Origin of the sequence: Pelomonas sp. CA6 (genome assembly GCF_022549225.1) — a bacterium.
Taxonomy (GTDB): Bacteria; Pseudomonadota; Gammaproteobacteria; order Burkholderiales; family Burkholderiaceae_C; genus Roseateles.
The window spans coordinates 225,882-241,329 of sequence record NZ_JAKZFD010000006.1 but is presented as its reverse complement, the minus strand read 5'-3'; the positions used below and the strand labels follow the sequence as shown (position 1 = coordinate 241,329).

The window sequence follows — 15,448 nt, the reverse complement described above, 5'->3', positions numbered from 1 at the left end:
TCAGCCGCGCCCGTGGATGTCGCGGACGATGTAGGTGGGCCGGCCCTGGACCTGGCTGAACACCTTGCCCAGGTAGATGCCGATCAGCCCCAGGCCGGTCGTCGTCACGCCCAGGCTCAGCGCGGTCAGCGCCATCATGGAGGTGAAGCCCAGCAGCGCGTCGTCGAAGAGGAACTTGCGCAGCACCAGATAGGCCACGTAGAGCAGGCTCAGCCCGGTGATGCTGAGCCCCGCGGTGAAGAGCCACATCAGCGGCTGGGCCGAGAACGAGGCCACCGCGTTGATCAGCAGGCTGAGCTTGCGCGACAGCGTGTAGGTGCTGCGCCCCTCGCGCTGGCGCTTCTTCACCACGACACCGATCTGGGTGTAGCCGGCCCAGGACATCATGCCGGCGAGGAAGAGGTTGCGGTCGCCCAGGCGCAGCAGCGCCTGCACATAGCGCTGCGTCATCACCCGCTCGGTCGCGACGTTCTCGGGGATGCGCGTCTCGCTGAGCAGGTTGAAGCCTTTGTAGAACAGCCCGCCGGTCCACTTCTCGAACAGCCCGCCCTTGCGCGCCTCCTGGTAGCCGTAGACCATGTCCGCGCCGGTCTCGCTGAGCTTGGCGTCCAGCTCGGCCAGCACCGAGGGCGGCACCTCCAGGTCGCAGTCGATCAGGAAGACGCGCTCGCCGCGCGCGGTGGCCAGCCCGGCCTGCATCGCCGCGTGATGGCCGAAGTTGCGCGACAGGTCCACCACCACCAGCTGCGGGATCTGCGCGCGCGCCGCCAGCGCGACCTGCAGCGAATCGTCCGGCGAGCCATCGTTGACCAGCACGATTTCGTAGTCCTCGCAGCCGATCGCGCGCAGCGCCTGCACGCACTGCGGCAGGAAGTCGGGCAGGAAGGCGGCCGATCGGTACATCGTGGAGACGATGCTGTAGCGCGGCGCGCGCGGTGCCGGCGCCGCCATGGCGCCGGCCAGCGGGAGTTCGGGCGCCAGCGGGCTCACACCAGCACCTCCACCACCGGCGCATGGCCCAGGAAGGCCTGCGGGCTGGCACTGGGGCCGTAGGCACCGGACTGGAAGACCACCAGCAGGTCGCCCTCGCGCGCGGCCGGCAGCTCCATGCGCTCGGCCAGCAGGTCCAGCGGCGTGCACAGCGGGCCCACGGCGCTGAGCGTCTCGCGCGGCGCGTCGAGCCGGTTGCCGATGGTCACCGGGTAGTTCTTGCGGATCACCTGGCCGAAGTTGCCGGAGGCCGACAGGTGGTGGTTCAGCCCGCCATCGCAGACCAGGAAGACCTGGCCGCGCGACAGCTTGCGGTCCAGCACGCGGGTCACATAGACGCCGGCCTCGCCGACGAAGTAGCGGCCCAGCTCCAGCACCAGCCGGGCCTCGGGCATCTCGGCGCGCGCGCGCTGCTGCAGCGCGGCCAGGTTGTCGGCGATGGGCGCCAGGTCCAGCCGCGTCTCGCCGGGGAAATAGGGAATGCCGAAGCCGCCACCCAGGTTCAGGAAGCGCACCGGCAGGCCCGCCTCGCCGGCCAGGCGCAGCGCCAACTCATAGGACTTCTGCTGCGCCTCGCAGATCGCCTCGGCGCGCAGGTTCTGCGAGCCGGCGAACAGGTGGAAGCCCTCGAACTGCAGCTCCAACGCGCGGATCTGCTCGAAGGCCTGCGGCAGCTGCTCGACGTCGATGCCGAACTGCTTCGGGCCGCCGCCCATCTTCATGCCCGAGCCCTTGAGCTCGAAGTCCGGGTTGACGCGCAGCGCGACCCGGCCGGGCAGCCCCAGCTCGCGGCTCAGGCCGGCCAGCAGCGTGAGCTCGCGCAGCGATTCCACATTGACCAGCACGCCCGCGGCCACGGCCTGGCGCAGCTCGGCCGCGCGCTTGCCGGGGCCGGCGAAGCTGATCTCGTGCGGATCGGCGCCGGCGTCCAGCGCCACCTTCAGCTCGCCGGCCGAAGCCACATCGATGCCATCCACCAGGCCGGCCATCAGCCCCACCACCGCGGGCATGGGGTTGGCCTTCATCGCGTAGTGCAGCTCGATGCCTTGCGGCAGCGTCTGGCGCAGCTGCTGCACGCGCGCGCGGATCTGGCCGCGGTCATAGGCATAGAACGGCGTCTGGCCCACCCGCTCGGCGAGCAGGCTCAGGCGCTGGCCGCCCAGCACCAGCTCGCCGCCGTCGCGGGCGAACTGGTCCATCGGGGCATGCTGGGGAGGCGTCTTGGCCGTGGGAGTGTTCATACCGTCTCAGTGATTCGTCGTGGTGCCCGCCGCCACCCATTCGGTGGCGAGCAGCTTGCGGTCGATCTTGCCGTTGGGGTTGCGCGGCAGCGGGCCCGGGCGGGCCTGCACGCCGCCGGGCACCATGTAGGCCGGCATGCGCGCGCGGCACTGCACCAGCAGGGCCTCGGTGTCCAGGACATCGCTGCCCTCGGGCGGCGTCGCGATGACCTGGATGGCCTGGCCCAGGCGCTCGTCGTCGACGCCGAAGGCCGCGCACTCGCCCACCAGCCGGGTGGCGTAGAGGATCTCCTCCACCTCGGTCGGGCTGACGCGGTAGCCCGAGGTCTTGATCATCTCGTCGCGCCGGCCGATGAAGTACAGAAAGCCCTCCTCGTCCATGCGCACCGTGTCGCCCGAGAACACCGCGTACTCGGGCAGCTGCAGCCCCTCGGGCCGCGACAGCGCCTGCGGCGGCAGCAGCTTGTAGCGCTCGGCGGTCTTCTCCGGGTCGCCCCAGTAGCCCTGCCCCACCAGCGGCCCGCGATGCACCAGCTCGCCCGGTTCGCCGGGCGCGCAGGGGCTGCCGTCCTCGCGCAGCACCAGGATCTCGGCGTTCGGGATGGCCTTGCCGATCGAATCGGGCCGGCGGTCCACCTCCGCGGGCGGCAGGTAGGTGGAGCGGAAGGCCTCGGTCAGCCCGTACATCAGGAAGGGCTGGCTGCGCGGCAGGCGCTCGCGCAGCAGGTTCAGGGTCTCGCGCGGCATGCGGCCGCCGGTGTTGGCGAAGTAGCGCAAATGCCCCTGGATGGACGCCGGCCACTCCAGCGCGGTCAACTGGATGTACAGCGGCGGCACCGCGGTCAGCCCGGTGATCTCGTGCTGGGCCAAGGCCTTGAGCACATCGCGCGGCATCAGGTAGTTCAGCAGCACGACCGAGGCGCCGCTGTGGAAAGCGGTGGTGAGCTGGCTGAAGCCGGCGTCGAAGGACAGCGGCAGCGCGGCCAGCAGCCGGTCCTGCGCCTGGTTGCCCAGGTAGCTGGCCACGCTCTTCGCGCCCGCCACCATGTTGCGATGCGACAGCATCACGCCCTTGGGCCGGCCGGTGCTGCCGGAGGTGTAGAGGATGGACAGCAGGTCGGTCTCGATCACGCGGTGGCCGGCGCGCGGCTGGGCCCGCAGCAGCTCGCCCCAGTCGTGCAGCGCGCAGCCCGGCAGCGGCGCGGCATCGCCCGCGCCGCTGGTCAGCACCACATGCCGCAGCGCCGGGCAGTCCGGCAGGGTCTCGGCGAGCAGACGGTAGCGCTCCGGCGAGGTCACCAGCACGCGCACGCCGCAGTCGCGCAGCACATAGCCCACCTGCTCGGGCTTGAGCAGCGGGTTCAGTGGCACGAAGACCGCGCCGGCCGCCGGCGTGCCGAAGCTGGCCACCACGGTCTCGACGCGCTTTTCCAGATAGATCGCGACGCGCTCGCCGCGCGCCAGGCCCAGGTCCACCAGACCGGACGCGAAGCCCAGCAGCTGCTGCGCCAGCGCGTCGTAGCTGAGGCTGTCCTTGCCCTGCACCAGGGCGGTCGCGCCGGCGTCCCGGTCGGCGGAGCGCAGCACCAGTTCGTGCAACAGGACGCTGTCGGAATTCGTGCGCGCGGTGGGCGGCATGCGGAGGGCCTCGTTGGGTTGCTGGATGAGGAATCGTCACGGGCGGCCGGGGCTTGAGCCGCCGCCCGTGAAAACCCGGGGATTGTGGCCGCATTGTGGCCGCGCCACCCCCTCTCCCGGCCCCCTGGGCGCCCCCTCGGGTTGAGGGGGGCAGCGCGCGGCGGCCGGTCCGCGGCCTCTGGGTAAGATGCCGCGTTTGCGCAACAGCGCGCGGTAGCTGACCATGGACATCGAGAAGAAAGTACGCGAATTGCTGGATGAGGTGCTGAGCCTGGACGGGCGCAGCGCCGCCTTCGACCGCGACACCCCCCTGCTGGGCGCCATTCCCGAGCTGGACTCGATGGCGGTGGTGAGCCTGATCACGGGGCTGGAGGAGCGCTTCGGCGTGGTGGTGGACGACGACGAGATCGACGGCGCCACCTTCGCCACGCTGGGCTCCCTGGTGGACTTCGTGCAGGGCAAGCTGGCGGGCTGAGCCCGCGATCCGGCATGGCGCAGACCTTTTTCCTGCCCGCGCCGGATGGCCATGGCCAGCGCCTGTGCGTCCACCATGCGCCGGCCGGGCCGGTGACGGGCGCGGTGCTCTACCTGCACCCGCTGGCCGAAGAAATGAACAAGTCGCGCCGCATGGCGGCGCTGACCGCCCGCGCGCTGGCCGGGCGCGGCCTCGCCTGCCTGCAGATCGATTTGAAGGGCTGCGGCGACAGCAGCGCCGAGTTCGGCGAGGCCGGCTGGGACGACTGGCTGGCCGACGCTGCGCTGGCGCTGGACTGGCTGCGCCAGCGCCATCCGGGCGCGCCGCTGTGGCTGTGGGGATTGCGCGCCGGCGCGCTGCTGGTCTGCGACCTGGCCCGCCGCGACGTCGAAGCCGCCGGGCCGGACCCGCTGAACCTGCTGCTGTGGCAGCCCCCGGCGCAAGGCGCGCTGCTGCTGCAGCAGTTCCTGCGCCTGCGCCTGGCCGCCGAGCTGGCCGCCGAGCCGTCGGGCCATGCCGGCAAGGGCCTGATGAACGAGATGAAGCAGCGCCTGGCCGCGGGCGAATGCGTCGAGGTGGCCGGCTACGAGCTGAGCCCCGCGCTGGCCCACGGCCTGGGCGCGGCGCGCCTGAGCCCGCCGCCGGCGCGGCTGGACCGCGTCATTTGGCTGGAGCTGGCGGGCGCGCAGAGCGATGCGCAGGGCGACACGCCCGACGAGGCGCTGCTGCCCGCCACCCAGATGGCGCTGCAGGCCTGGCAGGCTCAGGGACTGGCGGTGCAGGCGCGCGCGCTGAACGGCCCGGCCTTCTGGCAAACCACCGAGATCGAACTCGCGCCGGCGCTGCTGGAGGCCACGCTGCAGACCCTGACGGCCGGGCGAGCCGCGGAGGCTTGGGCATGACGGCGCCCGCCTGGACCGAGCGCGTGCTGCCCCTGGTCTGCCAGGGCGAGGCGCTCACCGCCATCGCCTGCGAGCCGGCCGCCGCCGCGCGCCGGGATCTGGGCGTGCTGATCGTCGTCGGCGGCCCGCAGTACCGCGCCGGCAGCCACCGCCAGTTCGTGCAGCTGGCGCGGGCGCTGGCGGCGGCGGGCCATCCCTGCCTGCGCTTCGACGTTCGAGGCATGGGCGACAGCGAGGGCGAGCCACGGGGCTTCGAGGCCCAGGGCGAGGACATCGCCGCGGCGCTGCAGACCTGGCGCGACCACGGCGGCCCGCAGGACATCGTGCTCTGGGGCCTGTGCGACGGCGCGTCGGCGGCCCTGCTCTTCCTGCTGCAGCATCCCGAGCATGCCGTGGCCGGGCTGTGCCTGCTCAACCCCTGGGTGCGCACCGAGCACAGCCAGGTCAGCACCCAGGTCCGGCACTACTACCTGCAGCGCCTGCGCGAAAAGGCGTTCTGGCTCAAGCTGCTGCGCGGCGGCGTGGGCCTGGGCGCGCTGCGCGAGGCCGCCGCCAAGCTGATGCAGGTGCTGGGCCAGCGCCGCCGCGCGGCCGCCAGCACGGCCGCCGGCGCCGGCCCGCAGCTGGCCGCCCTGCCCTACCAGGAGCGCATGGCCCATGCGGCCGCCGGCTTCGCGGGCCCCGTGCTGCTGGTGCTCAGCGGCCGGGACTACACCGCGCGCGAGTTCGACGACAGCGCGCGCGCGCACCCGCTGTGGCAGCGCGCGCTGGCGCGCGACGGCGTGCAGCGGCTGGCGCTGGACGAGGCCGACCACACCTTCTCGCGCCGCGCCGACAGCCTGGCGCTGGAGCGGGCCTGCGTGGACTGGCTGGACCACGCCTTCGCCCGCAGGAGCGCGACGCGATGAGCGCGGCGGCCCCCGCCTCGTCGCGGCTGCGCGAGGGCGCGATCCAGGCGCTCTACATCGCGCACCGGCTGATGGGCAAGCTCAGCGGCGGCCATGCCCGCATCGTGCCCTACAGCTTCGTCGCGCAGCCGCTGGCCGCGCAGGCCTACCCGGCCTTGCGCCCCGACCCGCAGCAGGTGGTGCGCCGCGTCGGCCCGGAGGACCCGCTGGTGCGCGAGTTCCCGCGCCCGCCGGAGGTCATCGCGCGGCGCTTCGCGGCCGGCCATGAGTGCCATGTGATCACGGTCAAGGGCGAGTTCGCCGGCTACATCTGGATCGCCAAGGGCCATTACCTCGAGGACGAGATCCGCTGCGACTACCGGCTCGCCGCGCCGCGGCGCTGCGTCTGGGACTACGACGTCTACGTCGTGCCGCGCTACCGCCTGGGCCGCACCATGGGCCGGCTCTGGAGCGCGGTCGCGCAGGGGCTGCGCGACGAGGGCCATGCCTGGACCCTGAGCCGCATCTCCATGTTCAACGAGGCCTCGCTGAAGTCGCACGGCCGGCTGGGCGCGCGCCGGCTGGGCTGGGCGCTGTTCCTGCGCCTGGGGCCGCTGCAGTTCGCGCTGCTGGGCCGCCGCCCCCATGTGGGCTGGCGCGCGGTGCCGGTGCTGGACTTCGCGCTGCCGGACGACGGACCGTGAACGCCGCCGTCGCTCCGTCCGGCCTGCACGGCGCCGAGCGCGCCCGGCTGGAGCTGCTGCGCCACCCCGACGAGTTCGACGCCGCGGTGCGCGCGCTGCTCGCCGCCGCGGAGCAGCGCTGCCCGCAGTTCGGCGAGGGCTGGTACCGGGTCTTGCTGGCCACCGTGCTGCGCGACCCGCGCCAGGTCCTGTTCGCCGTGCTGCGGCGCGGCGACGAGGTGCGCGCCGTGCTGCCGCTGCTGCACGAGGGCGGCGCGCGCTGGAGCGCGCTGGGCAACTACTACACCTATCTCTATGCGCCGGCGCTGGCCGCGGACTGCGGCACGGGCGAGCTCGCGGCGCTGTTCGCGGCGCTGCGCCGGCGCGTGCCGATGGCGCGCATCGGCCTGGCCCCGCTGGACCGCGAGGCACCCGGCTATGCGCGCCTGGGCGAGGCGCTGCGGTGCGCCGGGCTGCGGCCCTACCCCTTCCTGTGCTTCGGCAACTGGTACGAACCGGTGGCGGGGCGCTGGTCCGAGTACCTGGCGGCGCGCAGCGCCAACTTCCGCAGTGCGCTGCGGCGCAACCTGAAGCGCTTCGAATCGGCCGGTGGGCGCATCACGCTGCACCGCGACCCCGCGTCGGCCGAGCCGGCGCTGCAGGCCTACATGGCGGTCTATGCGCGCAGCTGGAAGAAGCCCGAGCCCTACCCCGACTTCATCCCCGCGCTGGTGCGCCACAGCGCCGCGCGCGGCCTGCTGCGCATGGGCGTGGCCTGGGTCGGCGAACAGCCGGTGGCGGCGCAGATCTGGCTGGTCCAGGGCCGCAAGGCCGACATCTACAAGCTCGCCTATGACGAGGCCTACAAAGACATCGCGCCGGGCGTGGCGCTCACCGCGCGGCTGTTCGAGCAGGCCATCGACGAGGACGGCGTCACCGAGGTGGACTACCTGATCGGCGACGACGACTACAAGAAGCGCTGGATGCAGCAGCGCCGCGAGCGCTGGGGCTGGATGGCCTACAACCCGCGCCACCCGGCCGGGCTGCTGGGCTGGCTGAAGGAGGCGCTGTGGCGGCGCCTGAAGCCGCTGTGGGCGGCGCGCGCGGAGGCGGGCTCGTGAGCGCGGCCCCGCAGCGCCTGCGGCGCCGGCTGGGCTGGGCCCTGGCCGCCTATGTCTTTTTCATCGTCTACGGTTCGCTGGTGCCGCTGGAGTACCGCGACGCCAGCTTCGAGGCCGCCTGGGCGCGCTTCACGCAGGCGCAGCTGCTGGACCTGGGCATCGAATCGCGCGCCGACTGGATCGCCAACGGCGTGCTCTATGTGCCGCTGGGCCTGCTGGGCGCGCTGCTGCTGCGCGCGCGCGGCGCGTCGGCGCTGGCGGCGGCGCTGACCACCGGGGTCTTGGGCACCCTGCTGGCGCTGGGCGTGGAATTCACCCAGACCTTCTTCCCGCCCCGCACCGTGTCGCTGAACGACCCGCTGGCCGAGGTCGTGGGCACCCTGCTGGGCCTGGGGCTGGGGCTGCAGTACGGGCCGCGGCTGCTGCAGCTGTGGCGCGACGCGGCGCTGCGCCGCGACCCCTGGTTCGCCGCGCTGGGGCTGGGGTATGCGCTGGGCTTTGTCGCGCTCAGCCTTTTTCCCTATGACCTGCTGCTGAGCGTTGGCGAATGGCAGGCCAAGCTCGCGTCGCCGAGTTGGAGCTGGTGGCTGGTGCATCGCGACGAGGGCCTGGTGGTGCAGGGCCTGCGGCTGGGCGTGGAGACCCTGCTGAGCCTGCCGCTGGGCCTGGCGCTGGCCTGGCGCCATCGCCACACGCGCGGCGGGTTGCCGGTGGGCGCGGCCATGCGCCAGGGCGCGCTGCTGGGCCTGTTCATCGAGGGCGCGCAGCTGTTCATGGCCTCGGGCGTCAGCCAGGGCCTGTCGGTGCTGACGCGCGCGCTGGGCATGGGCGCCGGCGCCTGGCTGTGGCAGCGCCGCGCCGAGTGGACGCCGGCGCGCCTGCGCGCGCTGCTGTTGCGCTGGCGCTGGGCGCTGGCCCTGCCCTATGCCGGCGCGCTGATGCTGGCGCACCGCTGGCTGGGCCATGGCTGGCAAGGGCTGGATCACGCGCAGCAGCAGCTCGCCGAGCTGCGCTGGCTGCCGCTGTACTACCACTACTACACGACCGAGATGCAGGCGCTGTACAGCCTGGCCAGCACCTGCATCTTCTTCGCGCCGCTGGCCCTCTACGGCTGGGCGGCGCGCTGGTCGGGCGCGCGTTGCGCGATCACCGCCGCGCTGCTGAGCCTGGTGATGGAGAGCGGCCGGCTGCTGCTCGCGCCCACCCATCCGGACCCCAGCAATCTGTGGATCGCGGCCGTCAGCGCCGCCGTGCTGCTGGCGCTGCTGCGCCAGCTGGAGGCGCTGATCGAGCGGCCCGACGACGGCACGCCGCCACCTTCTGCTGCGGCCGCGGCGGCCGCCAACCCCGCGGCGCCTCAGCGCCACCGCCACCGTCGGCATGCCGCCGCGGCGGTGCCTGGCGCCGGACCGGGCGCGCGCCTGCTGGCGCTCGCGCTGGCGCTGTTCGCGCTGTGGGGGCTGGCGCAGTTCCCACTGCAGCCCGTGCTGCTGGGCCTGCTGCTGTTGCTGTGCGCCTGGGCCGCCGCGTGGCGCCCGCTGCTGGCGCTGGGCGCGGCGGCGGCGGCGCTGCCGGTGCTGGACCTCGCGCCCTGGAGCGGCCGCTGGTTCCTGGACGAATACGACCTGCTGATGGCCACGTTGCTGGCGGTGGCCTGGTGGCGCGCGCCGGCCCCGGCACGCCCCGACCGTGCCTGGCGCGCCTGCGCCGCCGCGCTGGTGCTGGCGCTGGGGCTGTCCTGCGCCGTCGCGCTGTGGCCCTGGAGCACGCCGGACGCCAACAGCTGGAACAGCTATCTGAGCCCCTACAACGCGCTGCGCATCGGCAAGGGCGCGCTGTGGGCCCTCTTGTGGTGGCCGCTGCTGGCGCGCTGGCAGGCGGCGGGCCAGGCGCCCGCGCGCGACTGGGCCGGCGGCGCGCTGCTGGGCCTGGCGCTGACGCTGCCGGTGCTGGTCTGGGAGCGCGCGCTGTTCGGCGGCGTCGCGCAGCTGGGCGGCGAGTACCGCGTCACTGGCCTGGTTTCGGCCATGCACGTGGGCGGCGCCTACATCGAATGCAGCCTGGTGGTGGCGCTGCTCTTCGCCGCCGACCTCGCGCTGCAGGCCCGCTCGCGGCTGCTGCGCGCGCTGTGCCTGCTGCTGCTGCTGGCCGGCGGCTATGGGCTGGCCGTGACCTATTCGCGCGCCGGGCTGGCGGCCATGGGCCTGGGCATGCTGGTGCTGCTGGCGGCCAGCCTGTGGCCGGCGTCCATGGCCCCCGCGGCGCCGTCGGCCAGCGGCCGACCGGTGCTGCTGCGCGCGCTGGCCGCGGCGGCGATGCTGGCGGCGCTGCTGCTGCCGGTCTGGCGCGGCGAGTTCGCGCAGCAGCGCCTGTCCAACGTGGAGAGCGACGCGCAGACGCGCGCCGAGCACCGCCAGGCCGCGCTGGACCTGCTGGGCGGCGACGCCGGCGCCTGGCTGACCGGGCTGGGCCTGGGGCGCTTCCCGGCCGCGAATTTCTGGGCCGCCACGCCGCAGCAGCGCAGCGGCAGCTTCGCGCTGATCGACATGCAGGGCTGGCCCGCGCTGCGCCTGGCCGGCGGCCAGACCCTCTACCTCGAGCAGGCCATCGCGCCGCGGCCCGGCGAGGCGCTGCGCCTGACGCTGCAGGCACGCAGCGATCGTCCCGGCACGGTGCTGCGCGCCTCGGTCTGCGAGAAGTGGCTGATCAGCTCGCTGCGCTGCCGCGAGGCCCAGGCGCGGCTGGACGCGCCGCCGGGCCAGTGGCAGAAGCTCAGCCTCAGCTTCGCCGCCGACAGCGGGCCGGCGCCACCCTGGTGGCAGCGCGCGCCGCACAAGCTCGCGCTGAGCACGCCGGCCCCCGGCACGCTGCTGGACCTGGCCACGCTGTCGCTGGACAGCGAGTCCGGCCGGCCGCTGCTGCGCAATGGCGACTTCCAGCAGGGCCTGGACCGCTGGTTCTTCTCGTCGGACCACCACCTGCTGTGGCATGCCAAGAGCCTGCCGGTGACCCTGCTGCTGGAGACCGGCGTGCTGGGCGCGGCGGCCTTCGCGGCGCTGGGCCTGCTGGCGCTGGTGCGCGCCGCCCGGGCCGCGCGCCAGCGCGTGCCCGGCGCCGCGGCGCTGCTGGCCGCGCTGGTGGCCGTCCTCGCGCTGGGCTTGTTCGACACCCTGGTCGACAGCCCGCGCTTCCTCTTCCTGCTGCTCATGCTGTGCGGTCTGGCCGCCAGCCTGCGCGGCGCAGCCCCCTCCCGACCATGAGTTCAGACCCGGCCAAGCCCCGGCTGCAGGAGGTCGACGCGCTGCGCGGCATCGCCGCGCTGGTCGTCGTGCTCTTTCACTTCAGCACGCGCATGCTGGAGCTCTACCCGGAGCTCGCGTCGCCCAGCCTGCGCGTGCCCTGGGGCCACTATGGCGTGAACCTGTTCTTCATCATCAGCGGCTTCGTGATCTTCATGACGCTGGAGCGGGTGCGCCAGCCCATGGACTTCGTCGTCTCGCGCTTCAGCCGGCTCTTCCCGGCCTACTGGCTGTGCCTGTGGCTGACCTTCGCGGTCACGCATCTGCTGGGCCTGCCCGGCAAGACGGTGGGCGTCACCGATGCGTTGATCAACATGAGCATGCTGCACGGGCTGGTGCGCGTGCCCCATGTGGACGGCGTCTACTGGACGCTGGAGGTGGAGTTGCTGTTTTATGTCGGCATGTGGTCGCTGTACCGCATCGGCTGGCTGGGCCGGCTGCACTGGGCGCTGGCGGGGCTGCTGGCGGCGCGCCTGGCCTGGTTCCTCGCGCCCAGGCTGCTGGGCGTGGACTTCTCGTGGACCCTGTCGCGGCTGCTGATCCTGCCCTACATCCCCTGGTTCACGCTGGGCATCGCGGTTTACCTGGGCCTGCCGGCGCGCGCCGCCGCGCAGCGCCGGCGCGCGCTGCCGCTGGCGCTGGCGGCGCTGGCCTCGCTGGCGGTCGAGGACTCGCCCTGGCTGGCCCTGCTGGCGGCGAGCCTGGCGCTGACCGTCTGGTTGGCCGCGAGCGGCCGGCTGGCGCCGCTGCGCCACCCGGTGCTGGTGTGGCTGGGCACCATCTCCTACCCGCTGTACCTGCTGCACGAGAACATCGGCTGGGCCGTGATGCGCCAGCTGCAGGGTCTGGGCCTGCACGCCGATCTGGCCTGGGCGCTGACGCTGGCCGGCGTGCTGGCGCTGGCCCATGCGGTGACGCGCTGGGTGGAACAGCCGGCGATGCGCTGGCTGCGCCAGCGCTACCAGGGCCGGCTGGCCGCGGCGCGGGCATGACCGGGCTTCGCCGCAGGGCACGCCCGACGGGCGGCCGCTGGCGCCTGGCCATTGCGCTGCTGGTGCTGGCCGCGTCGCTGGCCGCGCTGGCCAGCGCGCTACCGCGCGCGCGCCAGGCCTGGGACGACCATCGGCTGGACCGCAGCCTGCGCGAGCGCCTCGCACAGCGCATGCCCGCGCGGGGGCCGACGCTGCCCTGCCGGGAGGCCGGGGCCCCGGCGCCTTTGGTGCTGCTGGTGCTGGGCCAGTCCAACGCGGGCAACCATGGCGAGCCCGTGGCCGGTGGGCCGCAGGCGGTGACCGTCGGGCCCGCCGACGGCTGCCAGCGCGGCGCCGACCCGCTGCCCGGCGCCACCGGGCGAGGCAGCAGCCCCTGGCCCCTGCTCGCGCAGCAGCTGGAGGCCGCGCTGGGGCGGCCGGTGCGCCTGTCCATCCTGGCCGTGGACGCCACGCGCGTGGAGGACTGGACGCGTGCCGGCAGCCCGCTGCGCAGCGCGCTGGCCGAGCAGGCCGCGCTGCTGCACCGCTTGGGCCTGCGGCCCGACCTGGTGTTGTGGCAGCAGGGTGAGGCCGATGCGCGCCAGGGCACGCCGCCGGCGCTCTACCTGGCGCGGCTGCGTGAGCTGGACGCCCAGCTGGCGCGGCTGGGCGTCGACGCGCCGCGCCTGGCGGCGCGCTCCACGGTCTGCCGCAGCGCGCCCGACGCCGGCCTGCAGCAGGCGCTGGCCCAGCTGCAGCGCGAGGCGCCGCGGCGCTGGCCGGCCGGCCCGGACACCGACGCGCGGGTGCCGCTGGCCTGGCGCCACGACGGCTGCCACTGGGGTCGCCAGGCGCTGGCGCCGGTGGCCTCGGCCTGGCGCGACGCGGTGCTCGCGGCATTGGCCCGCTGAGCGCACCGGTGGCCCCGCCGCACCGCCCATGTCGGGGGGCGGCGGCCCTCCGGGCGCCAGACCCCCGCTGCTAAGATCCCGCCCAGATGCGCAGCCTGCGCCCGGTCCCTTTCTGCCGCCGATCCGTCATGCGTCGCCCTGCCATCGCCCTTGCTCTCGCCGCCCTGCTGGCCGGTCTGGTGCCCGCCGAGAGCCGGGCCGCGCCCGAGAACATCACGCCGGGCGAGATGGCCATGCTGCCGCCCTATTGCCCGGACACCATCCCCTACTTTCCCGAAGGCAAGCACGCGGCGCAGCCCGACCAGCAGCATCCGCGCGTGCAGCGCTGGACCAGCATCCTGGGCACCAAACCCTTCAGCTCGCTGCACCACTACTGCTGGGCGCTGATCAACGCCAGCCGCGCGCGCTTCGTCACCGACACCACGCAGCGCAACCACATGCTCAGCACGGCGATCGCCGACTGCATCTACGTGCTCGCCAACTCCGGCCCCGAGATGCTGCTGCGCCCCGAGATCCTGCTGCGCATCGGCGAATACGCCATCCAGCTCGGCCGCTACGACCAGGCCCATGGCGCGCTCTTGGAAGCGCGCCAGCTCAAGCCCGACTACTGGCCCGCCTACGCGCGTTGGGCCGAGGTGCTGGCCAAGATCGGCAAGAAGGCCGAGGCGCGTGAGCTGGTGGCCACCGGCCTGAGCTTCAGCGGCGCGCCGGCGCTGAAGAAGCTGTACCGCGAGCTGGGTGGCGACCCCGACACCGTGCCGCTGGCCGCGCCACCGGCCAGCGCACCGGAGGCCTCGGCTCCCGCCTCCGCCGCTGGCGACGCGAATTGAGCACCGTCCGCCGTTCGCTGGTCTACACGCTGGCCGACAGCTACCTGGGCCTGGCGCTGCAGCTGGCGTCCACCGTCATCCTGTCGCGCCTGCTGACGCCCGAGCAGGTCGGCGTGTTCGCGATCGCCGCCGTGTTCGCGGCGCTGGCCAGCACCTTCCGCGATTTCGGCGTCGCCGAATACCTGATGCAGAAGGATCCGCTGACCGAGGAGCACATCCGCGCGTCGACCACGGTCAACATCGGCGTCTCCTGGACCATGGCGCTGCTGCTGCTGGTCGGCTCGCCCTGGGTGTCGGACTTCTACCGCAACCCCGGCGTCGGCGACGTGATGCGGGTGCAGGCGCTGAACTTCCTGCTCATCCCCTTCGGCGCGGTGACCATGGCGCGCTTCCGCCGTGAGCTGAACTTCCAGCCGCAGTTCGTCGCCGGGCTGCTGTCCAACCTGCTCAGCTTCGCGGTGGCCGTGGGCTGCGCCTGGGCCGGCATGGGGCACATGGCGCTGGCCTGGTCCTCGGTGGCCGGCGTGGCGATCACGGTCGCGGTGGCGCAGTACTACCGCCCCGCCGATTCGCCGCTGATGCCCGGGCTCAAGGGCATCGCCGACGTGCTGCACTTCGGCAAGCATGTCAGCGGCATCTACATCTTCGGCCAGCTGGGACGCGGCGCTCCCGAAATGGTGATCGGCCGCGCCGAGGGCCTGGCCGAGGTGGCGCTGTACAGCCGCGCCAACGGGCTGAACGAGATCTTCCAGCGCCTGGTGATGCGCGCGCTGCTGATGGTCTGCCTGCCCTATTACGCGCAGGCCAAGCGCGCCGGCCAGCCGGTCGGCGAGGCCTACAGCCGCAGCGTGGGCTATCTGACGGCGGTGGGCTGGCCCTTCTTCATCTTCACCGGCTTCGGCGCGTTCGCGGCGATCCGGCTGGTCTATGGCGCGCAGTGGCTGGCCTCGGTGCCGCTGGCCCAGGTGCTGTGCCTGGCCGCCGCGCTGGACCTGGTGCACTGGATGGCCAAGGAAGCGCTGCTGGCCAACGGCCAGGCCTCGCGCGCCAACATGGCGCAGTTCGTGCACCAGGGCATTTACGTCGCCGCGCTGTTCGCGGTCATCCCCTTCGGGCTGATGGGCCTGTGCTGGGCCCTGGTCGGCGCGGCGCTGCTCAACCTGGCCTTCAACCAGTGGCTGCTGCAGCGCAGCCTGGGCCTGCGCCTGGACCAGCTGCTGCAAGCCTGCGCGCCCAGCCTGAAGGTGAGCCTGGCCGGCGCGCTGCTGCCGGCGCTGTGGGTCTTCGCGATGCCCTTGAACGAATCCAACTACCTGCACTACCTGCTGGGCTGCGGCGGCCTGAGCCTGGGGATGTGGCTGCTGGCGCTGCGCAGCTTCCGCCATCCCCTGTGGGCCGAGGTCGCGCAGGCCGCCACCCAGATCCAGCGCCGACTCCGGCCCGCCCCCTGAACCCCCAGCCGCGGACGGCGCCCCGTCCGTCGGCGCCACCGCTGACCAC

Annotated in this window: 13 protein-coding genes; 10 read left to right on the top strand and 3 right to left on the bottom strand. The window is 73.5% G+C overall.

All coding sequences use genetic code 11. The features are described from left to right. Genes LZ017_RS12435 through LZ017_RS12425 form a run of 3 tightly spaced genes read right to left on the bottom strand, consistent with a single transcriptional unit; the run spans position 1 to position 3,869 of the window. Complete coding sequence (locus LZ017_RS12435; protein WP_241397141.1) at positions 1 to 990, bottom strand: glycosyltransferase family 2 protein; 990 nt, start codon at positions 988 to 990, stop codon at positions 1 to 3. Continuing rightward, the gene (locus tag LZ017_RS12430) at positions 987 to 2,231 is read right to left on the bottom strand and encodes a pyridoxal-dependent decarboxylase, exosortase A system-associated (RefSeq protein WP_241397140.1); all 1,245 of its coding nucleotides are present in this window, start codon (positions 2,229 to 2,231) and stop codon (positions 987 to 989) included. The genes LZ017_RS12435 and LZ017_RS12430 overlap by 4 nt, the downstream gene beginning before the upstream one ends. A gap of 6 nt (positions 2,232 to 2,237) precedes the next feature. Continuing rightward, on the bottom strand, positions 2,238 to 3,869 hold the full coding sequence (locus LZ017_RS12425; protein WP_241397139.1) for an acyl-CoA ligase (AMP-forming), exosortase A system-associated: 1,632 nt from the start codon (positions 3,867 to 3,869) through the stop codon (positions 2,238 to 2,240). Between the two features lie 223 nt (positions 3,870 to 4,092). Between LZ017_RS12425 and LZ017_RS12420 the strand changes: the two genes are divergently transcribed. The 10 genes from LZ017_RS12420 to LZ017_RS12375 all read left to right on the top strand — a co-directional run bounded on the left by LZ017_RS12420 (position 4,093) and on the right by LZ017_RS12375 (position 15,399). Continuing rightward, positions 4,093 to 4,344 carry an acyl carrier protein gene (locus LZ017_RS12420; protein WP_241397138.1) on the top strand — a complete coding sequence of 84 codons (252 nt, stop codon included), beginning with the start codon at positions 4,093 to 4,095 and terminating at the stop codon, positions 4,342 to 4,344. 14 nt (positions 4,345 to 4,358) lie between these two features. After that, positions 4,359 to 5,246, top strand: coding sequence for a hydrolase 2, exosortase A system-associated (locus LZ017_RS12415; RefSeq protein ID WP_241397137.1), 888 nt, complete (start codon positions 4,359 to 4,361; stop codon positions 5,244 to 5,246). Beyond that, on the top strand, positions 5,243 to 6,154 hold the full coding sequence (locus LZ017_RS12410) for a hydrolase 1, exosortase A system-associated (protein WP_241397136.1): 912 nt from the start codon (positions 5,243 to 5,245) through the stop codon (positions 6,152 to 6,154). Before LZ017_RS12415 ends, LZ017_RS12410 begins: the two co-directional genes overlap by 4 nt. Next, positions 6,151 to 6,837 carry a hypothetical protein gene (locus tag LZ017_RS12405; protein ID WP_241397135.1) on the top strand — a complete coding sequence of 229 codons (687 nt, stop codon included), beginning with the start codon at positions 6,151 to 6,153 and terminating at the stop codon, positions 6,835 to 6,837. The genes LZ017_RS12410 and LZ017_RS12405 overlap by 4 nt, the downstream gene beginning before the upstream one ends. Then, on the top strand, positions 6,834 to 7,937 hold the full coding sequence (locus LZ017_RS12400) for a GNAT family N-acetyltransferase (RefSeq protein WP_241397134.1): 1,104 nt from the start codon (positions 6,834 to 6,836) through the stop codon (positions 7,935 to 7,937). The genes LZ017_RS12405 and LZ017_RS12400 overlap by 4 nt, the downstream gene beginning before the upstream one ends. Then, positions 7,934 to 11,197 carry a VanZ family protein gene (locus LZ017_RS12395; protein WP_241397133.1) on the top strand — a complete coding sequence of 1,088 codons (3,264 nt, stop codon included), beginning with the start codon at positions 7,934 to 7,936 and terminating at the stop codon, positions 11,195 to 11,197. The genes LZ017_RS12400 and LZ017_RS12395 overlap by 4 nt, the downstream gene beginning before the upstream one ends. Next, positions 11,194 to 12,228 carry an acyltransferase gene (locus LZ017_RS12390; RefSeq protein ID WP_241397132.1) on the top strand — a complete coding sequence of 345 codons (1,035 nt, stop codon included), beginning with the start codon at positions 11,194 to 11,196 and terminating at the stop codon, positions 12,226 to 12,228. The genes LZ017_RS12395 and LZ017_RS12390 overlap by 4 nt, the downstream gene beginning before the upstream one ends. Next, complete coding sequence (locus LZ017_RS12385; protein WP_241397131.1) at positions 12,225 to 13,118, top strand: sialate O-acetylesterase; 894 nt, start codon at positions 12,225 to 12,227, stop codon at positions 13,116 to 13,118. Before LZ017_RS12390 ends, LZ017_RS12385 begins: the two co-directional genes overlap by 4 nt. 128 nt (positions 13,119 to 13,246) lie before the next feature. Continuing rightward, the gene (locus LZ017_RS12380; protein WP_241397130.1) at positions 13,247 to 13,948 is read left to right on the top strand and encodes a tetratricopeptide repeat protein; all 702 of its coding nucleotides are present in this window, start codon (positions 13,247 to 13,249) and stop codon (positions 13,946 to 13,948) included. After that, complete coding sequence (locus LZ017_RS12375) at positions 13,945 to 15,399, top strand: lipopolysaccharide biosynthesis protein (protein ID WP_241397129.1); 1,455 nt, start codon at positions 13,945 to 13,947, stop codon at positions 15,397 to 15,399. The genes LZ017_RS12380 and LZ017_RS12375 overlap by 4 nt, the downstream gene beginning before the upstream one ends. Positions 15,400 to 15,448 lie beyond the last annotated feature (49 nt).

Coding starts and splice junctions, on each gene's coding strand:
- LZ017_RS12380 (WP_241397130.1), top strand. CDS start 13,247: ATGCGTCGCCCTGCCATCGCCCTTGCTCTCGCCGCCCTGCTGGCCGGT.
- LZ017_RS12430 (WP_241397140.1), bottom strand. CDS start 2,231: ATGAACACTCCCACGGCCAAGACGCCTCCCCAGCATGCCCCGATGGAC.
- LZ017_RS12390 (WP_241397132.1), top strand. CDS start 11,194: ATGAGTTCAGACCCGGCCAAGCCCCGGCTGCAGGAGGTCGACGCGCTG.
- LZ017_RS12410 (WP_241397136.1), top strand. CDS start 5,243: ATGACGGCGCCCGCCTGGACCGAGCGCGTGCTGCCCCTGGTCTGCCAG.
- LZ017_RS12385 (WP_241397131.1), top strand. CDS start 12,225: ATGACCGGGCTTCGCCGCAGGGCACGCCCGACGGGCGGCCGCTGGCGC.
- LZ017_RS12405 (WP_241397135.1), top strand. CDS start 6,151: ATGAGCGCGGCGGCCCCCGCCTCGTCGCGGCTGCGCGAGGGCGCGATC.
- LZ017_RS12415 (WP_241397137.1), top strand. CDS start 4,359: ATGGCGCAGACCTTTTTCCTGCCCGCGCCGGATGGCCATGGCCAGCGC.
- LZ017_RS12425 (WP_241397139.1), bottom strand. CDS start 3,869: ATGCCGCCCACCGCGCGCACGAATTCCGACAGCGTCCTGTTGCACGAA.
- LZ017_RS12420 (WP_241397138.1), top strand. CDS start 4,093: ATGGACATCGAGAAGAAAGTACGCGAATTGCTGGATGAGGTGCTGAGC.